Below are 16,393 nucleotides of genomic sequence, written 5' to 3'. Positions count from 1 at the left end.
ACGAGACCGGTCCGTGATCGATGTTGCCGCCCGGCGAACGGCCGGTGAACCCCTGGGGCCGGTTCGGGCGCGCCGTCGCCCCCTGGATCAGCGCCAGCGGCGGGGCGCGCAGGCCAGGCAGGTCTCGGCGGCGGGCAGGGCCTCGAGCCGCGCGTCCGGGATGGGGTTTCCGCAGGTCAGGCAGCGTCCGTAGGTCCCGGCGGCGAGCCGCTCCGCCGCCCGGTCCAGCGCGTCGAGGTCCTTGCGGGCCCCGGCGAGGAGGCCCTGGATCTGGGCGCGCGCGAAGCCGATCGTGACGCCCTCGGGATCGTGCTCGTCGTCGTGCGTGGTGAGGGCCTGCTCGGCGGCCAGCCCCTCGACCTGGCGGGCCAGTGAGGTGATCCGCGACGTCGTCGCCTCGCGCTCCGCCGCGATCAGCGCTGCCGGGTCGTGGTCCATACCGGGGAAACGCCCGGCCCGGCCGCGATTCTTCCGCAGCCGGCCGGGCGCGCCCGGTGGGTCGGTGCCGGGTGGGTCGGTATCGGGTGGGTCAGTGCCGCAGGCCGGCTTCCTTCAGCAGCGGCATGACCTTCTCGCCGAAGTACTTGAGCTCCTCGTTGTAGTCGATGAGCCCGAAGATCATTCCCTCCATGCCGGCCTCGTTGAGCCGGCCGAGCTCCTCGGTGACCTGCTCCGGGGTGCCGACGATCGGGTAGCCGCCCCAGCCCGCGATGAAGCGCTCCTGCATCTCCTTCACCGCGTGGTCGAAGGACTGGCTCGCGCCCGACCCGGCGATCTTGATGACGTTCCCGGCGGCGCCCCAGTCGCCCTCGTCGACGACCTGCTGGAAGGCGGCCTTGGCCTCCTCCTCGGTGTCCCGGCAGACGACGAGCCCGTAGGTCATCACCTTGATCTGGCGCTGGTACTCCTCGAGCGCCTTCTTCTTCACCGCCTCGGTGTAGGCCTTGATGTTCTCCAGCGTGTCCAGCGACGCGAAGTTGATGTCCACGTTCTTGGCGGAGAACTCGATGCCGCGCGGGGAGTTGCCGGCGTTGAGCAACGCGGGCCGCGGGGCCTGGTGCGGCTTCGGGTAGGCCTCGATGTCGTTGCCCTGGAAGTGCTTGGTGTCCATGTCGAACGAGCCGGGCTCGGTCCACAGCTTGAGGGCGAAGTCCAGCCACTCCTGGCCGAACTCGTAGCGCTCGTCGTGCTGGCGCTGCTCGCCGCCGAACATCTCCATCTCCGGCGGCACCCACCCCATGACCAGGTTCAGCGCGAACCGGCCGCCGGAGATGTGGTCGATCGTGGTGGCGGCCTTGGCGGCGACGATCGGGTGGACCGTCGGCAGGTGCGAGGTCGACGCGATGGCGATCCGCTCCGTGGCCTCGGCGAGCCCGGCGGCCCAGGCGTAGGTCTCGAAGCAGTTGCCGTTGAAGTTCGTGGACCCGCCGAAGCCCTTCCAACGGGCGACGGGCACGAGCACGTCGAACCCGAGGGCGTCGGCGCGCTGCGCGATCTCCTTGGTGTGGGCCCAGGTGGCCTCGTAGGTGGTGGGGGCGTGGCTCATGATCAGCCCGTAGGAGCAGTTCGTGCCGAACAGCCCGAGCTTCATCTTCTGGTCGCCGAACAGCGGGTTGGTCTGCGCGCGGTCGACCAGCGGGGCGGTCTCGGCGGCGGGGCGCGGGTCGGTCGGGGCGAGGCCGAGCCGTTCGTTGGCGGTGACGGTCACAGGGGTCTCCTTCGACGTGTGATCAGGTTGGGGGCGCTCAGCCGAGTTGGAAGGGATCGCGCGTGCCGCCGGTGAGCTCGACGAACACGGACTTGTTCTCGGTGTACTCGTTGACGGCCTCGATGCCGTTCTCGCGGCCGATCCCGCTGGCGCCGAACCCGCCGAAGGGCATGTTCGGGGCGATCACGCGGTAGGCGTTGACCCACACCGTCCCGGCGCGCAACTTCGCCGCGACCCGGTGCGCGCGGTGCACGTCCTTCGTCCAGACGGAGCCGGCGAGGCCGTACGGGGTGTCGTTGGCGAGCTTGAGCGCCTCGTCCTCGTCGCGGAACGTGTACGCGGCCAGGACCGGCCCGAAGACCTCCTCGCGGACGATGGTGTTCTCCGGCGTCACGTTCGTGACCACGGTCGGCTTCACGAACAGGCCACCGCGCTCGGCGTCCGGCTCGCCGCCGCAGGCGAACGTCGCGCCCTCGGCCGCGGCGCCCTCCAGGTAGCCGAGCACCTTCTCGTACTGCGGCGCGTTCGCGACGGGACCCATCTCGGTCTCGGGCGCGGTCGGGTCGCCCAGGACGATGCTGTTCGCCCGCTCGACGACCTTCGCGACCAGCGCGTCGTGCACGTCGGCGTGGACGATCAGCCGCGACCCGGCCATGCAGGTCTGCCCGGTCGCGGCGAACACCCCGGCGATCAGGCCGTTCGCCGCGGCGTCGAGGTCCGCGTCCGCGAAGACGATCTGCGGGCTCTTACCGCCGAGCTCCAGGGTGACCCGGTTGAGGTTGGCCCCGGCGGCCTGCGCGACCTTGACCCCGGTCGCGGACGAGCCGGTGAACGCGACCTTGTCCACGCCCCGGTGCCCGGCCAGGGACTCCCCGGTGCTGCGGTCCCACCCGGTGACGACGTTCAGCACGCCTGCGGGCAGCCCCGCCTCGAAGAGGATCTCGGCGAACGCGACCGTCGACGCGGGGGAGTGCTCCGACGGCTTGACGACCATCGTGCAGCCGGCCGCGAGAGCGGGGGCGAGCTTGAAGGTCAGCAGCAGGAGCGGCGAGTTCCACGGGGTGATCGCGCCGACGACCCCGACCGGCTCGCGCCGGGTGTAGGCGAAGTAGTTCGGGTTCACCGGCGGGACCGTGCGGCCCTCGAGCTTGTCCGCCAGCCCGGCGAAGTAGTAGTACCAGTTCGGCAGGGCCTTCAGCTGGCCGATCATCTCCCGGTAGAGCTTGCCGGAGTCCTTGACCTCCAGCATCGCCAGCCGCTCGGCATTGGCGGCGATCGCGTCGCCGACCTTCCGCAGGATCGCGGAGCGCTGGAAGCCGGTGATGCCGCCCCACTCGTCGCCGTCGAAGGCGGCGCGGGCGGAGGCGACGGCGGCGTCGACGTCCTCGGGGGAGCCGTCCGCGATCCGCGCCCAGGCGGTGCCGGTGTAGGGGTTCTGGGACTCGAAGGTCCGGCCGGAGCGGGCGTCGACCGACTTCCCGTGGATGAAGAGTCCGAACTCCTCGAGCGCGGTGTCGTCGAGCGGTGGCGCGGTCATCGGGCCGCCTCCTTGGTATCGGGATGGGATCGGTCCCGAACGTTAGGAAGGCCGGTGCCCCGCCGATATCCGACGACGGCGAGCGCGCATCCGCCCAGCGCATTTCTCCCCCCGGGTGGGAGAGCGCATTTCTCCCTCCCGGTGGGGAGCGCGGACGTGCCGCACCTGACACGAACTGCGCACTCAGCGGATATCGGCCTGCACTTCCGGGATGGTGGCGGCTCCCGCGCCGATCTAGTCTCGGCCTGGACCAGCGGACACGAGGAGGTGCCGATGCGGCAGCACGCGCTCGCCCGCTTCCCCATCCTCGGCACGCGGAGCCTCGAGGAGGCCCGCGACGCCGTCACCCGTGTGTACCTCGAGCACGAGCTGACCTCGGCGAACGACCGGCTCCAGATGACGCTCAATGCCGTGTCGGACAGCGTGATGACGCTCGGCTACCTGACCTACCAGTCCGAGACGACGCTGGTCATGCCGCCCACCGAGGACTGTTACCACGTCAACCTGACGACGGTGGGCACCACGGACGCGGACCGGTCCGACGGCGGCCGCGCCACCACACGCGCGGGACTGAGCGGGGTCGTCCTCTCCCCGCAGCAGCGCAACACCGTGCACTGGACCCCCGACGCCGAGCAGCTGATCCTCAAGCTCTCCCGGCGGCGCCTGGAGGACCATCTCGCGGACCTCCTGGGCCGCGCCGTGGCCGAGGTCGTCGACTTCGACTTCTCGCTCGATCTGACGACCCCGGCGGGCCGCTCGCTGTTCAACGCCGTCGAGTTCCTCGCCGCCGAGCTGGACCGGCCGAACGGCCTCGCGGAGATGCCCATGGCCCGCGAGCAGCTCGAGGCGTTCGTGATGACGCAGCTGCTGCACGCGGGGCGGCACCAGTTCTCCGACGACCTGGTCGCCCCGGCCGAACCCGTCCGCCGCAGCCGGCTGGCGCCGGTGCTGGAGTACCTGGAGAACAACGCCGACGAGCCGCTGACGCCGCAGGAGCTGGCGCGGGTCGGCTGCATGAGCGTCCGGACCCTGCACGCGACGTTCCAGCAGGTGCTCGGCGAGTCCCCGATGAGCTACCTGCGCCGCATCCGGCTGGACCACGTCCGCGGGGAACTGCTGCGCAGCGACCCGGCGACGGTGCGGGTCACCGACGTCGCGATGCGCTGGGGCTTCCTGCACCAGAGCCGCTTCGCCCAGCAGTACCGGGAACGGTTCGGCGAGCGTCCGCGGGACACGCTGCGCCTGCGGAACACCGGCTGAGGTCTCCGGGCGCTCCTACTGTGCCCGCCTCCTACCGCGCCCGCAGCTCCGGCCAGGTGAGTGCCGCGCCGCCCCACGTCGCGCCGCCCCCGAACGCGGCCAGCGCGACCTTGTCCCCGGCGTCGAGCCGGCCCTCGCCGACGGCGTCCGAGAGCGCCAGCGGGATGGAGGCCGCGGCGGTGTTCCCGACGCGGCCCAGGTTGCTGTACACCCGGTCCAGCGGCAGCCCCAACCGGCCGGCGACGGCGTCGAGGATGCGCTGGTTGGCCTGGTGCCCGACGAACAGGTCGACGTCCTCGGGCGTCCAGCCGACCTTCTCCAGCACGACCTTCGTGGTCTCGGTCATCCGCGCGACGGCCTGCCGGTAGACGGCCTGACCCTGCATGGCGAAGCGGTCCGCAGGCCCGTCCGGGTTCCGGGCGCCGCCGTCCGGGACGATGATCAGGTCCTCGAGGTCGCCGTCCGCGCCCATGTCCAGGGCGAGCAGCGCCCCCGGCTCGTCCGGCTCGCCGGCGCGCAGCACGACCGCGCCCGCGCCGTCCCCGAAGAGGAACGCGGTGCTGCGGTCGTCGTGGTCCAGGATCGTGGAGAACGTGTCCGCGCCGATCAGCAGCGCCGAGCCGAACAGCCCCGAGCCGAGCATGCCGGCCGCGGTGGCCAGGCCGTAGACGAAACCGGAGCAGACCGCGTTGACGTCGAAGGCGGGGACGTGGCCCAACCCGAGCCGCGCCGCGACGGCCGGTGCGGTGGCGGGGCACTGCCGGTCCGGCGTCGTCGTCGCGACGATGACGACGTCCACGTTCTCCCGGCCCGCGGACTTCAGCGCGTGCCCGCCCGCCTCGACGGCCAGGTCCGACGTCGCGACGCCGGGCGCCACGACGTGCCGGGTCACGATGCCGGTGCGGGACCGGATCCACTCGTCGGAGGTGTCGAGCCGCGCCGCGAGGTCGTCGTTCGTGACGACGTGGACCGGCACCGACGAGCCGACGCCCGCCAGCACGGTCGCACCTCCTCCGGCCCCGTGTCGCGTGCCCATCCGACCACCCCGTTCTCGCTCGCGTGGCCGCCCCGCGCGCGGGACCGCCGTCGACGGCGTTCGTCCGGCCGGGTACGGCCGGTTCGTCGAACCCGGGAACGGTTCCCGGGGCGGAGGCCGTCGTCGAGCCTCGCCCGGAAAGTCTCGCACGACCGGGGTGACCTGCGTCGTTGTTACCGCTGGGTACGGCGGTCCGAAGGGGCTGCCGAGCCGCGGCACGGGCCGCGGGATCCTGTCGAAGGTGCAGGACAACACCGGTGCGCCGACGTCGCCGTGATCACCGAGGAGAAGGCGAACCGGACGTGTCACATGCCGCCCGCAACGGGCTCAGGACCGCTCCGCGAAGTCCGTGGCCACGATCCGCTCGTCGTGGACGCCGTCCGCGGCGGGGGAGCAGAGCCAGCGGATCGGCGCGGCCATGATCTCGGCGGGCAGCATGGCGGACGCGTCCACGCCGTCCGGGATCATCCCGGTGACGGTCGGGCCGCCCGGGAGCAGCAGGTTGACCGTCACGGTCGTCCCGGCGAGGTCCGCGGCCATGATCCGGGACAGCGACTCCGCGCCCGCCCGCGACGGCCCGTAGGGCACGAACCCGGCGCGCCTCATCGTCGCGTGGTTCATGGTCACGTTCACGATCCGCCCGGCGGGTGCGGCGAGCAGGTCCGGCACCACCGCGGAGGCGACGAGGAAGTAGCCGGTGAGGTTCGTGTCGACGACGTCCCGGAAGCCCTGCTCGGGCACCTCCCAGAAGGGCTGCGGCGCGGTCAGGAACGCCGGGTTGACGGTCCGCATCCCGATCCCCGCGTTGTTGACCAGGACGTCCAGACCGCCGAGCCGCTCGACAGCCGCGTCGCGGCCCGCGCGGACGGAACCGGCGTCCCGGACGTCCATCCCGATGCCGTGCACCTCACCGGCGAGGGACCCGGCGACCGCGGCCGCCCGGCCCGCGTCTCGGCCGGTGAGCACGATCCGGTGGCCGTCCTCGGTGAGCGCCCGCGCCATCGCCAGGCCGAGGCCGCTGGTCCCACCGGTGATCAGGATCCGCATGGGCACGGCGGTCAGGGACGGCCGGCGGTCAGGGCCGCGACGACCGGGGCCCAGCGCTGCGCGTAGGCGTCGAGGGCGGGGTCCTCGGCGAAGGTCTGGTCGATCAGGTAGAGCCCGGGCAGGGCACAGGTGCCGCCGAGCTCGGCGAGGACCGGCTTGAGGAGGAGGTCCGGGGCCATCGCGTGGCCGGGCCCGGCGCCGAGCATCAGCGGGACGGCGACGACGTCCTGCAGGCCGGTGCCGCCGGCGAACTGGTCGAGGAAGAGCTTGAGCAGGCCCGTGTAGGTGGCCTTGAACGTCGGGCTGGCGAAGACCACGACGGAGGACTCCTGGACGGTCTTCACCGCGGCGGCGACGGCCTCGTCACCCCAGCCGAGCAGGCCCGGGCCGAGGTCGACGACGTCGAGGACGGTGTCCGGGGCGCTGCCGGTCAGCTTCTCCGCGAGGAGGCGGCCCGCCTGCAGCGTGCGCGAGGCGGGCTTGGGGTTGCCGACGACGACGGTGACGGTCACGGAGGCTCCAGGAGACGGGGACGGGGTCGGCCGCGGGACCGGCCTCGCCCGCGAGGATGCCATCCCCCGCGGGCCCGTGGGCGGCCCGCGCACCGGGGAGCCGCCGGGCGGCCCGTAACCTCGATCACCACCGGCCCGGATCCGGGACGTGCCGCGCCGTCGTCGAAGGAGCCCGTTGCCGCCTCCCTCCGTCCGGGCCCACGCCGGGCTACCTTCGTCAACCCCTTCTCGGCGTCCCCTCGCGGACGGCGGCGACACGCTCGGTCTCGCCCTCTGTGTGTTCCGTCGCGGGGCGACTCCGTCGCGGGCCGCGGGGTAGCGTCCCTTCGTGACCGAGCGTTCGACCAGTAGGAGTCAGGACCGATGACAGCGTCGACATCGACGTCCGTTCCCGCCCGCGACGCGATCGCCTCCGCCGTGGTGGGGCGCGACCGCGAGCTGAACCTCGTGCTGGCGGCCGTGGCCGCCGGCCGGGACATCCTCCTCGAGGGCCCGCCCGGGACGTCGAAGTCGACGATGCTGCGCGCGATCACCGAGCACTGGGGCGTTCCGTTCGTGCTGGTGGAGGGCAACGCGGAGCTCACCCCGGCCCGGCTGGTGGGGCACCACAACCCGGCCCGGGTGCTGCAGGAGGACTACTCCGCGGAGAACTTCGTGCCCGGCCCGCTGGTCGAGGCGATGCGCGAGGGCGGCTTCCTCTACATCGAGGAGCTCAACCGCGCCCCGGAGGACACGCTGAACACGCTGCTCGGCGCCATGGCCGAGCGCGCGGTGACGGTGCCCCGCGTGGGCACGATCAAGGCCGAGCCGACGTTCCGGGTGCTCGCCTCGATGAACCCGTTCGACAACGTCGGGACCGCTCGGATCTCGGACTCGGTCTACGACCGCTGGAACCGGCTCGCCGTCGGCTACCAGAACGCGGCGGAGGAGGCGGACATCGTCGAGGTCCGCACGGGGTCCGACGACCGGACCCTCGTCGACGACGCCGTCGCGCTCACCCGGGCCACCCGGGTGCACCCGGAGCTGCGCCGCGGCTCGTCCGTGCGGGGCGCGATCGACCTGGTCGCGATCGCGACCGAGCTGGCGAAGCTGGACGCCCACCAGGACCGCGAGCACGTGGTCCTGGACGCGGCGCTGCTGTCGCTGTCCGCCCGGATCGGGATGGACGAGGCCTCGGAGTCCACCCCGGAGCAGGTGATCACCGAGATCTGGGAGAACCATTTTTTCTCCTCGGCCGGCGGGCAGCGCCGGGACCGCACCGCCTGAACGTCGACAACGCCGTCGCGCTGCCCACCGCGGACACCGGTGAGCGACGGGCCCTCGCGCCCCTGCGGCGCAAGCCCAAGAAGCTGACCGAGGCGCCGAACGTCTTCGAGACGGGCAAGGGCGCCCCGGTCGTCGTCGAGCTGGACCCGGAACGCGGATCCGGGCAGGACGAGCTGCCCGCGGGCGGGCAGGGGGTGCTCGTCACGTCCCAGGCGGCGCGCCGCCGCGAGCTCGACGAGCTCCTCGAGGACGTCCCGCCGGACCGCGAGGTCGCGGCGATGGCGCAGCGGATCGCGCGGCGGCTCTCGATCCGGCGCCGCCCGCGGGACACCCGCCAGGAGCGGGGGACGGGCACCCTGGCGTCCGTGCCGTACCGCTACGGCTCCGACGACATCGACCTGGACAAGACGATCGAGATGCTCACCGAGCGCCCGCGCCCGGAGGACACGGACATCATCGTCCGCGAACGCATGGGCTCGCGGCGGGCTGGGGTGCTGATCGTCGACGTGTCCGGTTCCATGCGCGGGGAGAAGGTGCGGATCGCTGCGGCCACGGTCGCGGCGCTGTCGGCGGACCTGAGCGGGGTCGGGGACCAGCTGGCAGTGGTCGCGTTCTGGTCGGACGCGGCGCTGCTCAAACCGCTGACGAGCCGGGCGACGCCCACCGCGCTGCTGGACCAGCTGCTGCGCATCCCGGCGCGCGGCCTGACCAACGTCGGGTTCGGGCTGCAGGTGGCCCACGCGGAGCTGGCCCGCTCCGCCGCGCGCAGGCGGACCGCGATCCTGCTGACGGATGCGGTGCACAACGCCGGGCCGGACCCGCGGACCTTCGCGCGCCGCTTCCCGGAGCTGCACGTGCTGCTGGAGACCGACGGCGAGCACGACACGCCGCTCGGCCGGGACCTGGCGCGGCTGGGGCACGGCCGGATGGCGCCGGTGCACACACACCGCGACGTCGCGCCGGCGCTGAACCGCCTGCTCACGAGCTGACCGCGCCCCGCCCTGACCGTCCGGGAAGGATCGGGCCGGACGGCCGGGCGGTGGTGGCCCGCCGGCAGTAGCGTCGCCGGCATGACGCTGTCCTCCAAGGCCGCCGAGCTGCTGCGGCTGCACACCGATCCCGAGCTCCTCGTCGTCGTCAACGTGTGGGACGTGATCACCGCGACCGTGGTGGCCGACCAGGGCAGCAAGGCCCTGGCCACCGCCAGCCACTCCATCGCCGCCTCGCTCGGCTACGCCGACGGCGAGAACATCCCGCGGGACGAGATGATCGCCGCGGTCGGCCGGATCGCGGGCGCGGTGGACATCCCGGTCAGCGCGGATCTGGAGGCCGGCTACGGCGACGCCGGCGAGACCGTCCGCCGGGCGATCGGCGTCGGCGTGGTGGGTGCGAACCTCGAGGACCAGATGCGCCCGCTCGCCACCGCCGTCGGCGAGGTGTCCTCGGCGGTGAAGGCCGGCGAGGCGGAGGGCGTCCCGTTCGTGCTCAACGCCCGCACGGACGCGTTCCTCAAGGGCGCGGACCGGGACCCGAAGGACGTGCTCGCAAACGCGATCGAGCGCGGCCGCGCCTTCCTCGACGCGGGCGCGTCCTGCGTCTTCGTACCCGGCAGGCTCGACGAGGCCACCGTCACCGCGCTCGTCGAGGGCATCGGCGAGCGCAAGGTGAGCGTGATCAACGTGCCGGGCTCGCTGTCCCAGGCCCGGCTGCAGGAGCTCGGCGTGGCCCGGGTGTCCTACGGCCCCTGGGCCCAGCGTGCCGCGCTGACCTACCTCGCGGACCTGACGACGGACATCCTGGGTGGGGCGAACCTGCCGGAGGGCGTCCGCCCGCTCAACTAGCCACTCCCGCGCCGGGGTGCGCAGAGCAGAGGCCCGCCGGGAGCACGGACCGGGGGCTACGGCGCCACGGCGCCCTCGAGCATCCGGGCAAGGGTTTCGGTGAGCACGTCGGCCCCCGTGCAGAGATCCTCGTCCGCGGTGAACTCCGCCTCGGCGTGCGAGATCCCCTCGACGCTCGGGATGAACAGCATGACCGTCGGGACCAGGTCCTTCATGTTGGTCGAGTCGTGCCCGGCGCGGGTCTTCACGAGCATCGACGAGACCTCGAGGTCCGCGGCGACCGCGCGGGCCAGCGCGACGCCCGCCTCCTGGTAGAGGTGGCCCTTCCAGGTGTGGGCGGAGCGACGCTCGATCTCCACCCCGGCCTTGACCTCGATCTCCGCGAACTGCCGGCGCAGGATCTCGTCCGCCTCGTCGAGCAGGGAGTCGCTGGGGGAGCGCAGGTCCAGGTGCATGTTCACCTCCCGCGCGACGACGACCGGGGAGTTCGGGTGGACGGTCAGCTGCCCGCAGGAGGTGTGCAGCTCCTCGCCGAAGCGGTCCGCCAGCTCCCGCACCGCGACGACGGCGAGTGCCGCCCCGTAGAGCGCGTCCCGCCGGTCCGCCATCGCGGTGGCGCCGGTGTGGGCCTGGCTGCCGATCACCGCGATCTCGTACTTGTTCGCCGCCCACGTCGCGTCGACGAGGCCGAGGGTGGTGCCGGACTTGTCCAGCTCCCGGCCCTGCTCGATGTGGATCTCCGCGTAGGAGCTCACGGGCCGCGCCTCGCCGAAGACGTCCGCCTCGCCCAGCGCGCCGATCCGCGCGAGCGCGTCCCCCGCGGTGATCCCGGCGGTGTCCGTGGTGGACAGCGCCCTCTCCAGCGGCAGGGCCCCGGTGAACACCGCGCTGCCCATCATCGACGGCTTGAACCGGGAGCCCTCCTCGTTGAACCAGTCCACGACCGCGAGGTTGAACCGCGGTGTCGTCCCGGCCTCGCGGTGGTGCGTCACGAGCCGGTACGCGGCGTGCGCGGCGGCGAGCACGCCGTACGCGCCGTCGAAGCGCCCACCCCGCGGCTGGCTGTCCAGGTGGGACCCGGCCAGCACGTAGGGGGCGCCGGGGACGAACTCGTACAGGCCGAAGAGGTTGCCGACCCGGTCGGTGGCCACCGTGAACCCGCGCTCGACGAGCCACTCCGTCAGCCAGGCGCGCATGGCGCCGTCCTCGAGCGTCGCGGCCTGCCGCTCGACGCCGCCGGCGGGCGTCACGCCGATGGCCGACAGCGCGGCGAAGTCGGAGAGCAGCCGGGCGTCCGCGGCGGGGTCCCGGGGAACGTGGACGGTGGTGGCCATGCCCGATTGTCACGCCTCCCGGCGCCGCCGGAGGTTTCGATCCGGCGAAGGATTCAGGCCGGGCGAAGGATCAGCCGATTCCGCCGTTCGCGTAGAGGATCTGGCCGTTGACCCACCGGGCCGGGCCGGCGAGGAACGCGACCGTCTCCGCGATGTCGTCCGGTGTGCCGAGCCGCTCCAGCGGGGCGGCCTTCGCGAGCCGGTCCACGGTCGCGTCGTCCTTGCCGTCCAGGAACAGCGGCGTGGCGGTGGGGCCGGGCGCGACGGCGTTGACCGTGACGTCCCGGCCGCGCAGCTCCCGGGCGAGGATCGGCGTCATCGCGTCGACGGCGCCCTTGGTCGCGGCGTAGGCGGTGTAGCTCGGGAGGGCGAGCTTCACGACCGTCGACGAGAAGTTGACGATCGCGCCGCCCGCCCGGACCCGGCGCGCGGCCTGCTGGTCCACGACGAACGTGCCGCGGACGTTGGTGCGGTGCATGCGGTCGAAGTCCGCGAGGTCGAGCTCGGCCAGCGGTGCGAGCAGCATGATCCCGGCCGCGTGGACCACGACGTCGACGCCGCCGTGGAGCTCCTCGGCCCGGTCGAACAGGGCTGCGACCTCGGTCTCGTCCGCGACGTCCGCGCGGAAGGACTCCGCGGTGCCGCCGGCCGCGGCGATCGCCTCGACGGTCTCCTTCGCCCGCCCGGCGTTGCCCGAGTAGTGGACGACGACCCGCATGCCGTCCGCGGCCAGCCGCTCGGCGACCGCGCGGCCGATCCCGCCCGAGGCGCCGGTGACGATCGCGACCCGCGGGGTGTCGGTGCTGCTCATGGGGGCCTCCGTATTTGTGTCCGGCGCGAGCAAGATGACCCTGTACAAGTGGTGGCCCTCGAGGGGGGCGCTCGCGCTGGACGGGTACTTCGCCGCCGTCGAGCAGACGCTGTCCTTCCCGGACACCGGGGACATCGAGGCGGATCTGCGCACGCAGGTCCACGCGTTCGCGGGGCTGATGACGGGAACCCGGGCGGGCCGCGTCGTCGCGGAGCTGATCGGGCAGAGCCAGACCGACCCCGACCTCGCCGCTGCCTTCCGGGAGCGCTACTCGGGGCCGCGGCGCGCCCTGGCGGGCGAGGCGATCGCCCGCGCGCAGGATCGCGGTCAGCTCCGCGTGGACGTCGACCCGCAGATCGTCGTCGACCAGCTGTGGGGGGCGTGCTACCACCGGTTGCTGATCCCGGACGAGCCGATCACGGACGCCTTCGTCGACGGCCTGATCGCCAACGTCGTCCGCGGGATCCGGCCGTAGGGGTCGGGCCACGAGGGTCAGGCGTGCTCGCGGCAGCGGCTCGCCTCGGGACGGGTCTCCAGCCTCTCGTCGTCGATCTCCCGGCCGCAGACCTCGCACCGGCCGTACGTGCCGCTCTCCAGCCGCTCGATCGCGGCGAGCACCCTGTCGCGCTGGACGTGCGACGTGTCCTCCTGCAGGTCCTCCTCCATGGTCTGGGCCAGATGGGAGCCGCGGTCCCCGATGTCGAGGCCCACAGCGGAGCGGTCGTCCTGGCCGATGACCTCCTGGAGCGACTCCTCGCTGAACTCGACCTGCTCGTCGAGCCGGCGGAGTTCGTCGTCGAGCAGGGAGCGGGCGTGGTCGGTGTCCATGGTTCGGAGTCCTTCGGTGGGAGCGGGGTAGGTCGCGGTGGGATCCCCCCGCGGCCGACCGGGAAAACCCCGGCAGGTCAGAGCCGCGGTCGCTCCGGATCCAGGGCCTCCGGTGCCTCACGCAGACCCTGCAGGGCGGTGATCGTGGCGTGCCCGGCGGCGAGCAGTGCGCGGTCGCTGCCCGGCTCGGGTTCGTCGTCCGTCTCCAGCTCGACGACCTTCAGACCGTCGGACCGCGCGTCCTCGACGAGCGTGCGCACGGTGCCGCTGCGGTCGAGCGTCGCGATCCGCAGCTCCTTCACGGCCGCGGGAGGCACGTCCGGGGAGTTGAGCGACAGGACCGTGCCCTCGGGGCTGTCCCACAGCACGTCCAGCACGCCGGGAACCAGCCCGGCGACGGCCTCCCAGCGCGGCGGCTCCTCCGCCCCGAGCGGGACGTCGAGGGAGACGGCGAGCGCCCGCCGCTCGTGCAGGCCGGCCGTGAGCGCGGCGCCGACCGTCCCGGAGTGCAGCACGGCCCGGCCCGCGTTCCCGCCGCGGTTGATCCCGGACAGGACGACGTCGGGCACCGGATCCAGCCAGCCCGCCAGCGCCGCGACGACGATGTGTGCCGGGGCGGCCTGCACCGCGTAGGCCGGGACGTCCGGCAGTCCCTCGGTCTCGGCGGCCGTGACGACGGTCCGGCCGTCCTGCAGCGTCGCGGCGCTGGATGCGCCGGCGCCGCTGTACTGGCGGTCCGGCGCGGCCACGACGACGTCGAGCCCCGCGTCCCGGGCGGCCGCGGCCAGCGCCGCGAGACCGGCGGAGTCGATGCCGTCGTCGTTGGTGATCAGTGCCCTGGCCATGCGCCGGGATGCTCGGCTACCCGCCGGTTCATGCGGGGGGCCCGGCGGGTACCCGCGCGGATGACGAGATCGGCGACGGCCACGGACCGGTTCGACGGCACGATCGCGGGCCTCGGCACGGCCGCCGGCCTGCGGGTGGTGGTCGGGCACTGGCCGGCGTCGCCGCTGGGGGCGTTCACCGACGTCATGGTCGAGCGCCCGGACGGGCGCCGGATGCTGCTGGCCCCCGACGCCGCGGTGGCGGAGTTCGTCTCCGGCACGTACACGTTCGACGAGGTGGTGCTCACCCCCGTCGACCACGAGATCGACGGCGACCGGCGCCGGGTGTCCGCGGGCCCGCTGCAGCTGACGTTCCACATCGGCGGGCGCTCGCCGCTCGGCGCGCTGCTCCGCGCGGTGCCCCGCCCGCTCGCCACCGCCCCGTGGTGGATCTCCGCGATCGACGTCGTCGCGCGCCGGGTGCTGCCGGGGGTCCGGACGCGGGGGAGTGCCGGCAACGGCCGCGAGGAGTTCTACGCGGCGCTGGACCTGCACCGGATCGTCGTGGCGAACGTCCGCTGGGAGGGCGTGGACCAGGGCGGGCTCGCCCCGGTGGACCCGCCGGTGCGCTTCGGCTTCGGGTCGACACCGAGCACGCCCGCCCTCGTGCGGGTGGTGACGCTCGTCCGCTCGTGACCGCCGGCCCGGTCACCGCCGCTATCGCGCAATTCGTCGCGAGCGCGGAAATGACCCCGGTCGTTCAGCGGTGCGCCATTCGCCGTTCACAGTCCCCCATGTGCTCTTCGTCGCACGGCCGGGTAGCTCCGCTGTCGCCCCCTGTGACTTCTCGGAAAGGTCCTCCCCGCGGCTCGGGGCCGCCTGATCCCCGGGGGGACAACCGAGCGGACGAGGAGAAGCGCAGCGATGCAGCTCATGTCGGGGATCGGTCGGTTTTCGGACTCCGGACCACGTCACACGCGTACTCCGCGCTCCGCGGCGGCGTCGCCGGCCTGGTGGCTCCCGTGCCGTTCCAACAGGGCGTGGCCGGCGCGCCGCGCAATTGCGATCGGGTCCGGGCGGGCCACCGGGTCGCACCGGCGCTGATTCCTCGGCCGTTCGTGCGGCGTCGGCGGGAAGAGCTCCGCTGATCGGGGAAATGACGTCGGCCGCTTCCGTCCTTCGGCGGGCGAGGTTTCGTCGGTGTGAATCCGTCCCTGGCGCCGTGACGAAGCCGACCCGGGCGCGGCCCGGGTCCCGCCTACCCTGGTCGGAGCTCGTGCGTGGCCGGCACCGGCCGCACCGTCCGAAGGGAACCATGCCGCGTCGACCCCGTCCGGCCCGGTGGTCCCTGCCGGGCGCCCGGCTCCCCCGGATCCCCGCCCTGCCGTGGTTCGCGCTGCCGAAGGTTCGGGCGCCCCGGGCCCCGGCGCCGACCGGGTCACGCGCCCGTCGGCTGCCGACCGTGCGGGTACCGGTCCTGCCGGCCCGTCCGCGGCTGCCGGCGGTCACCGCCCCGGGCGGCCGGCGTGCCCCCAGGACCGGACGGTGGATCCGCAGCCTGCGATCCGGGCGTGCCTACGACGTCTACCTGCCCGCGGGTGTGCCCCGGCGGCGCCGCATCCCGATGGTCCTGCTGCTGCACGGGTGCACCCAGACCCCGTCCGGGTTCGCGGACTCGACCCGGTTCACCACGGTCGCGGACCGCAACGGGTTCGCGCTCGTCGTCCCGCAGCAGGAGCGCTGGCACCAGGCACAGCGGTGCTGGCGCTGGTACGAGTCCGCCCACCAGCGCCGGGGCGGCGGCGAGCCCGCCCTGCTCGCGACGATCGTCCGGGAGGTCTGCGCCGAACCCCGCCGCTGGAACGTCGACCCGAGCAGGGTCTACGTCGCCGGCATCTCCGCGGGCGGCGCGATGGCGCTGATCCTGGCGGCGACCTACCCGGACGTGTTCGCCGCCGCCGGGGTGCACTCCGCCCCGCCCTACCGGTCCGCGCGGGGTGGCGGGGGAGCGCTGACCGCCATGGCCGGGCACGGTCGGGTCCCGGACGTGGAGGGGTCCATCGCGCCGGTCGTGGTCGTGCAGGGGGCGTCGGACCACGTGGTCCGGCCGGTGAACGGGGACCGGGTCGTCGAACAGTGGCTGGACCACCGGACCGTGGGTCCCGGCCGCACCCGGACGGACACCGGCCGGACCGCCGGACGCCGCTACACCCGCCGGCGCTGGTACTCCGGCAGCCGCCGGGTCCTGGAGTACTGGAAGGTCGACGGTCTCGGGCACGCCTGGTCCGGCGGTCGCCCGGACGCGTCGTTCTCGGACCCGGCCGGCCCGCGGGCGTCGACGATCATGTGGCAGTTCTTCCGGGCGCACCGCACGGCCGCGCGGTAGAGC

Annotated in this window: 17 protein-coding genes; 7 read left to right on the top strand and 10 right to left on the bottom strand. The window is 73.5% G+C overall.

Annotation, left to right across the window (positions count from 1 at the left end; genetic code table 11):
- Nucleotides 1-87: 87 nt before the first annotated feature.
- The 3 genes from JWP64_RS17330 to JWP64_RS17320 all read right to left on the bottom strand — a co-directional run bounded on the left by JWP64_RS17330 (nt 88) and on the right by JWP64_RS17320 (nt 3,245).
- The gene (locus JWP64_RS17330; protein ID WP_297498109.1) at nt 88-438 is read right to left on the bottom strand and encodes a TraR/DksA C4-type zinc finger protein; all 351 of its coding nucleotides are present in this window, start codon (nt 436-438) and stop codon (nt 88-90) included.
- 91 nt (nt 439-529) lie between these two features.
- Entirely contained in the window at nt 530-1,708 is a 1,179-nt protein-coding gene (locus JWP64_RS17325; protein ID WP_297498106.1) for an LLM class flavin-dependent oxidoreductase, read from the bottom strand.
- Between the two features lie 37 nt (nt 1,709-1,745).
- The gene (locus JWP64_RS17320; RefSeq protein WP_297498103.1) at nt 1,746-3,245 is read right to left on the bottom strand and encodes an aldehyde dehydrogenase; all 1,500 of its coding nucleotides are present in this window, start codon (nt 3,243-3,245) and stop codon (nt 1,746-1,748) included.
- A 273-nt stretch (nt 3,246-3,518) separates the two neighbouring features.
- Between JWP64_RS17320 and JWP64_RS17315 the strand changes: the two genes are divergently transcribed.
- Nucleotides 3,519-4,505 carry a helix-turn-helix domain-containing protein gene (locus tag JWP64_RS17315; protein WP_297498100.1) on the top strand — a complete coding sequence of 329 codons (987 nt, stop codon included), beginning with the start codon at nt 3,519-3,521 and terminating at the stop codon, nt 4,503-4,505.
- Nucleotides 4,506-4,536: 31 nt separating this feature from the next.
- On the opposite strand, the gene JWP64_RS17310 is transcribed toward JWP64_RS17315, so the two are convergent.
- The 3 genes from JWP64_RS17310 to JWP64_RS17300 form a co-directional block, all read right to left on the bottom strand.
- The gene (locus JWP64_RS17310) at nt 4,537-5,541 is read right to left on the bottom strand and encodes a beta-ketoacyl-ACP synthase III (protein ID WP_297498097.1); all 1,005 of its coding nucleotides are present in this window, start codon (nt 5,539-5,541) and stop codon (nt 4,537-4,539) included.
- 327 nt (nt 5,542-5,868) lie between these two features.
- The gene (locus JWP64_RS17305; RefSeq protein WP_297498094.1) at nt 5,869-6,588 is read right to left on the bottom strand and encodes an SDR family oxidoreductase; all 720 of its coding nucleotides are present in this window, start codon (nt 6,586-6,588) and stop codon (nt 5,869-5,871) included.
- Nucleotides 6,589-6,599: 11 nt separating this feature from the next.
- Complete coding sequence (locus JWP64_RS17300) at nt 6,600-7,100, bottom strand: NAD(P)H-dependent oxidoreductase (protein ID WP_297498091.1); 501 nt, start codon at nt 7,098-7,100, stop codon at nt 6,600-6,602.
- A 363-nt stretch (nt 7,101-7,463) separates the two neighbouring features.
- Here JWP64_RS17300 and JWP64_RS17295 point away from each other — a divergent pair, with 363 nt between their 5' ends.
- The 3 genes from JWP64_RS17295 (at nt 7,464) to JWP64_RS17285 (ending at nt 10,207) form a co-directional block, all read left to right on the top strand.
- Nucleotides 7,464-8,366 (top strand): MoxR family ATPase, encoded by a 903-nt coding sequence (locus JWP64_RS17295; protein ID WP_297498088.1) that lies wholly within the window; start codon nt 7,464-7,466, stop codon nt 8,364-8,366.
- Between the two features lie 194 nt (nt 8,367-8,560).
- Nucleotides 8,561-9,355, top strand: a complete 795-nt coding sequence (locus JWP64_RS17290) for a vWA domain-containing protein (RefSeq protein ID WP_297498084.1) — start codon at nt 8,561-8,563, stop codon at nt 9,353-9,355.
- A gap of 81 nt (nt 9,356-9,436) precedes the next feature.
- Nucleotides 9,437-10,207 carry an isocitrate lyase/phosphoenolpyruvate mutase family protein gene (locus tag JWP64_RS17285; protein WP_297498081.1) on the top strand — a complete coding sequence of 257 codons (771 nt, stop codon included), beginning with the start codon at nt 9,437-9,439 and terminating at the stop codon, nt 10,205-10,207.
- 56 nt (nt 10,208-10,263) lie between these two features.
- Here the strand turns inward: JWP64_RS17285 and JWP64_RS17280 are convergent, their stop codons facing one another.
- Both JWP64_RS17280 and JWP64_RS17275 read right to left on the bottom strand, forming a co-directional pair.
- The gene (locus tag JWP64_RS17280) at nt 10,264-11,541 is read right to left on the bottom strand and encodes a M20 family metallo-hydrolase (protein WP_297498078.1); all 1,278 of its coding nucleotides are present in this window, start codon (nt 11,539-11,541) and stop codon (nt 10,264-10,266) included.
- Nucleotides 11,542-11,611: 70 nt separating this feature from the next.
- The gene (locus JWP64_RS17275; protein ID WP_297498075.1) at nt 11,612-12,352 is read right to left on the bottom strand and encodes an SDR family oxidoreductase; all 741 of its coding nucleotides are present in this window, start codon (nt 12,350-12,352) and stop codon (nt 11,612-11,614) included.
- 34 nt (nt 12,353-12,386) lie between these two features.
- Between JWP64_RS17275 and JWP64_RS17270 the strand changes: the two genes are divergently transcribed.
- Nucleotides 12,387-12,827 (top strand): TetR-like C-terminal domain-containing protein, encoded by a 441-nt coding sequence (locus tag JWP64_RS17270; protein ID WP_297498072.1) that lies wholly within the window; start codon nt 12,387-12,389, stop codon nt 12,825-12,827.
- A 17-nt stretch (nt 12,828-12,844) separates the two neighbouring features.
- Here the strand turns inward: JWP64_RS17270 and JWP64_RS17265 are convergent, their stop codons facing one another.
- Both JWP64_RS17265 and JWP64_RS17260 read right to left on the bottom strand, forming a co-directional pair.
- Nucleotides 12,845-13,180 carry a TraR/DksA C4-type zinc finger protein gene (locus JWP64_RS17265; RefSeq protein WP_297498069.1) on the bottom strand — a complete coding sequence of 112 codons (336 nt, stop codon included), beginning with the start codon at nt 13,178-13,180 and terminating at the stop codon, nt 12,845-12,847.
- A 77-nt stretch (nt 13,181-13,257) separates the two neighbouring features.
- A complete protein-coding gene (locus tag JWP64_RS17260) occupies nt 13,258-14,025 on the bottom strand; it encodes a 5'/3'-nucleotidase SurE (protein ID WP_297498066.1) in 768 nt (255 codons plus the stop codon).
- A 60-nt stretch (nt 14,026-14,085) separates the two neighbouring features.
- Between JWP64_RS17260 and JWP64_RS17255 the strand changes: the two genes are divergently transcribed.
- Together JWP64_RS17255 and JWP64_RS17250 are read left to right on the top strand one after the other, a co-directional pair.
- Complete coding sequence (locus tag JWP64_RS17255) at nt 14,086-14,700, top strand: hypothetical protein (RefSeq protein ID WP_297498064.1); 615 nt, start codon at nt 14,086-14,088, stop codon at nt 14,698-14,700.
- Nucleotides 14,701-15,466: 766 nt separating this feature from the next.
- Nucleotides 15,467-16,390 carry a PHB depolymerase family esterase gene (locus JWP64_RS17250; protein ID WP_297498062.1) on the top strand — a complete coding sequence of 308 codons (924 nt, stop codon included), beginning with the start codon at nt 15,467-15,469 and terminating at the stop codon, nt 16,388-16,390.
- Nucleotides 16,391-16,393: the final 3 nt, after the last annotated feature.

Source organism: Pseudonocardia sp., assembly GCF_025465255.1.
In the GTDB taxonomy this organism is placed as follows: Bacteria; Actinomycetota; Actinomycetes; order Mycobacteriales; family Pseudonocardiaceae; genus Pseudonocardia.
This window is presented reverse-complemented; position numbering and strand designations above follow the sequence as displayed.

Bases quoted from the DNA above. Each gene is read 5' to 3' on its own strand.
- JWP64_RS17330 (WP_297498109.1), bottom strand. From the start codon at position 438: ATGGACCACGACCCGGCAGCGCTGATCGCGGCGGAGCGCGAGGCGACG.
- JWP64_RS17320 (WP_297498103.1), bottom strand. From the start codon at position 3,245: ATGACCGCGCCACCGCTCGACGACACCGCGCTCGAGGAGTTCGGACTC.
- JWP64_RS17315 (WP_297498100.1), top strand. From the start codon at position 3,519: ATGCGGCAGCACGCGCTCGCCCGCTTCCCCATCCTCGGCACGCGGAGC.
- JWP64_RS17310 (WP_297498097.1), bottom strand. From the start codon at position 5,541: ATGGGCACGCGACACGGGGCCGGAGGAGGTGCGACCGTGCTGGCGGGC.
- JWP64_RS17305 (WP_297498094.1), bottom strand. From the start codon at position 6,588: ATGCGGATCCTGATCACCGGTGGGACCAGCGGCCTCGGCCTGGCGATG.
- JWP64_RS17295 (WP_297498088.1), top strand. From the start codon at position 7,464: ATGACAGCGTCGACATCGACGTCCGTTCCCGCCCGCGACGCGATCGCC.
- JWP64_RS17285 (WP_297498081.1), top strand. From the start codon at position 9,437: ATGACGCTGTCCTCCAAGGCCGCCGAGCTGCTGCGGCTGCACACCGAT.
- JWP64_RS17280 (WP_297498078.1), bottom strand. From the start codon at position 11,541: ATGGCCACCACCGTCCACGTTCCCCGGGACCCCGCCGCGGACGCCCGG.
- JWP64_RS17275 (WP_297498075.1), bottom strand. From the start codon at position 12,352: ATGAGCAGCACCGACACCCCGCGGGTCGCGATCGTCACCGGCGCCTCG.
- JWP64_RS17270 (WP_297498072.1), top strand. From the start codon at position 12,387: ATGACCCTGTACAAGTGGTGGCCCTCGAGGGGGGCGCTCGCGCTGGAC.
- JWP64_RS17265 (WP_297498069.1), bottom strand. From the start codon at position 13,180: ATGGACACCGACCACGCCCGCTCCCTGCTCGACGACGAACTCCGCCGG.
- JWP64_RS17260 (WP_297498066.1), bottom strand. From the start codon at position 14,025: ATGGCCAGGGCACTGATCACCAACGACGACGGCATCGACTCCGCCGGT.
- JWP64_RS17255 (WP_297498064.1), top strand. From the start codon at position 14,086: ATGACGAGATCGGCGACGGCCACGGACCGGTTCGACGGCACGATCGCG.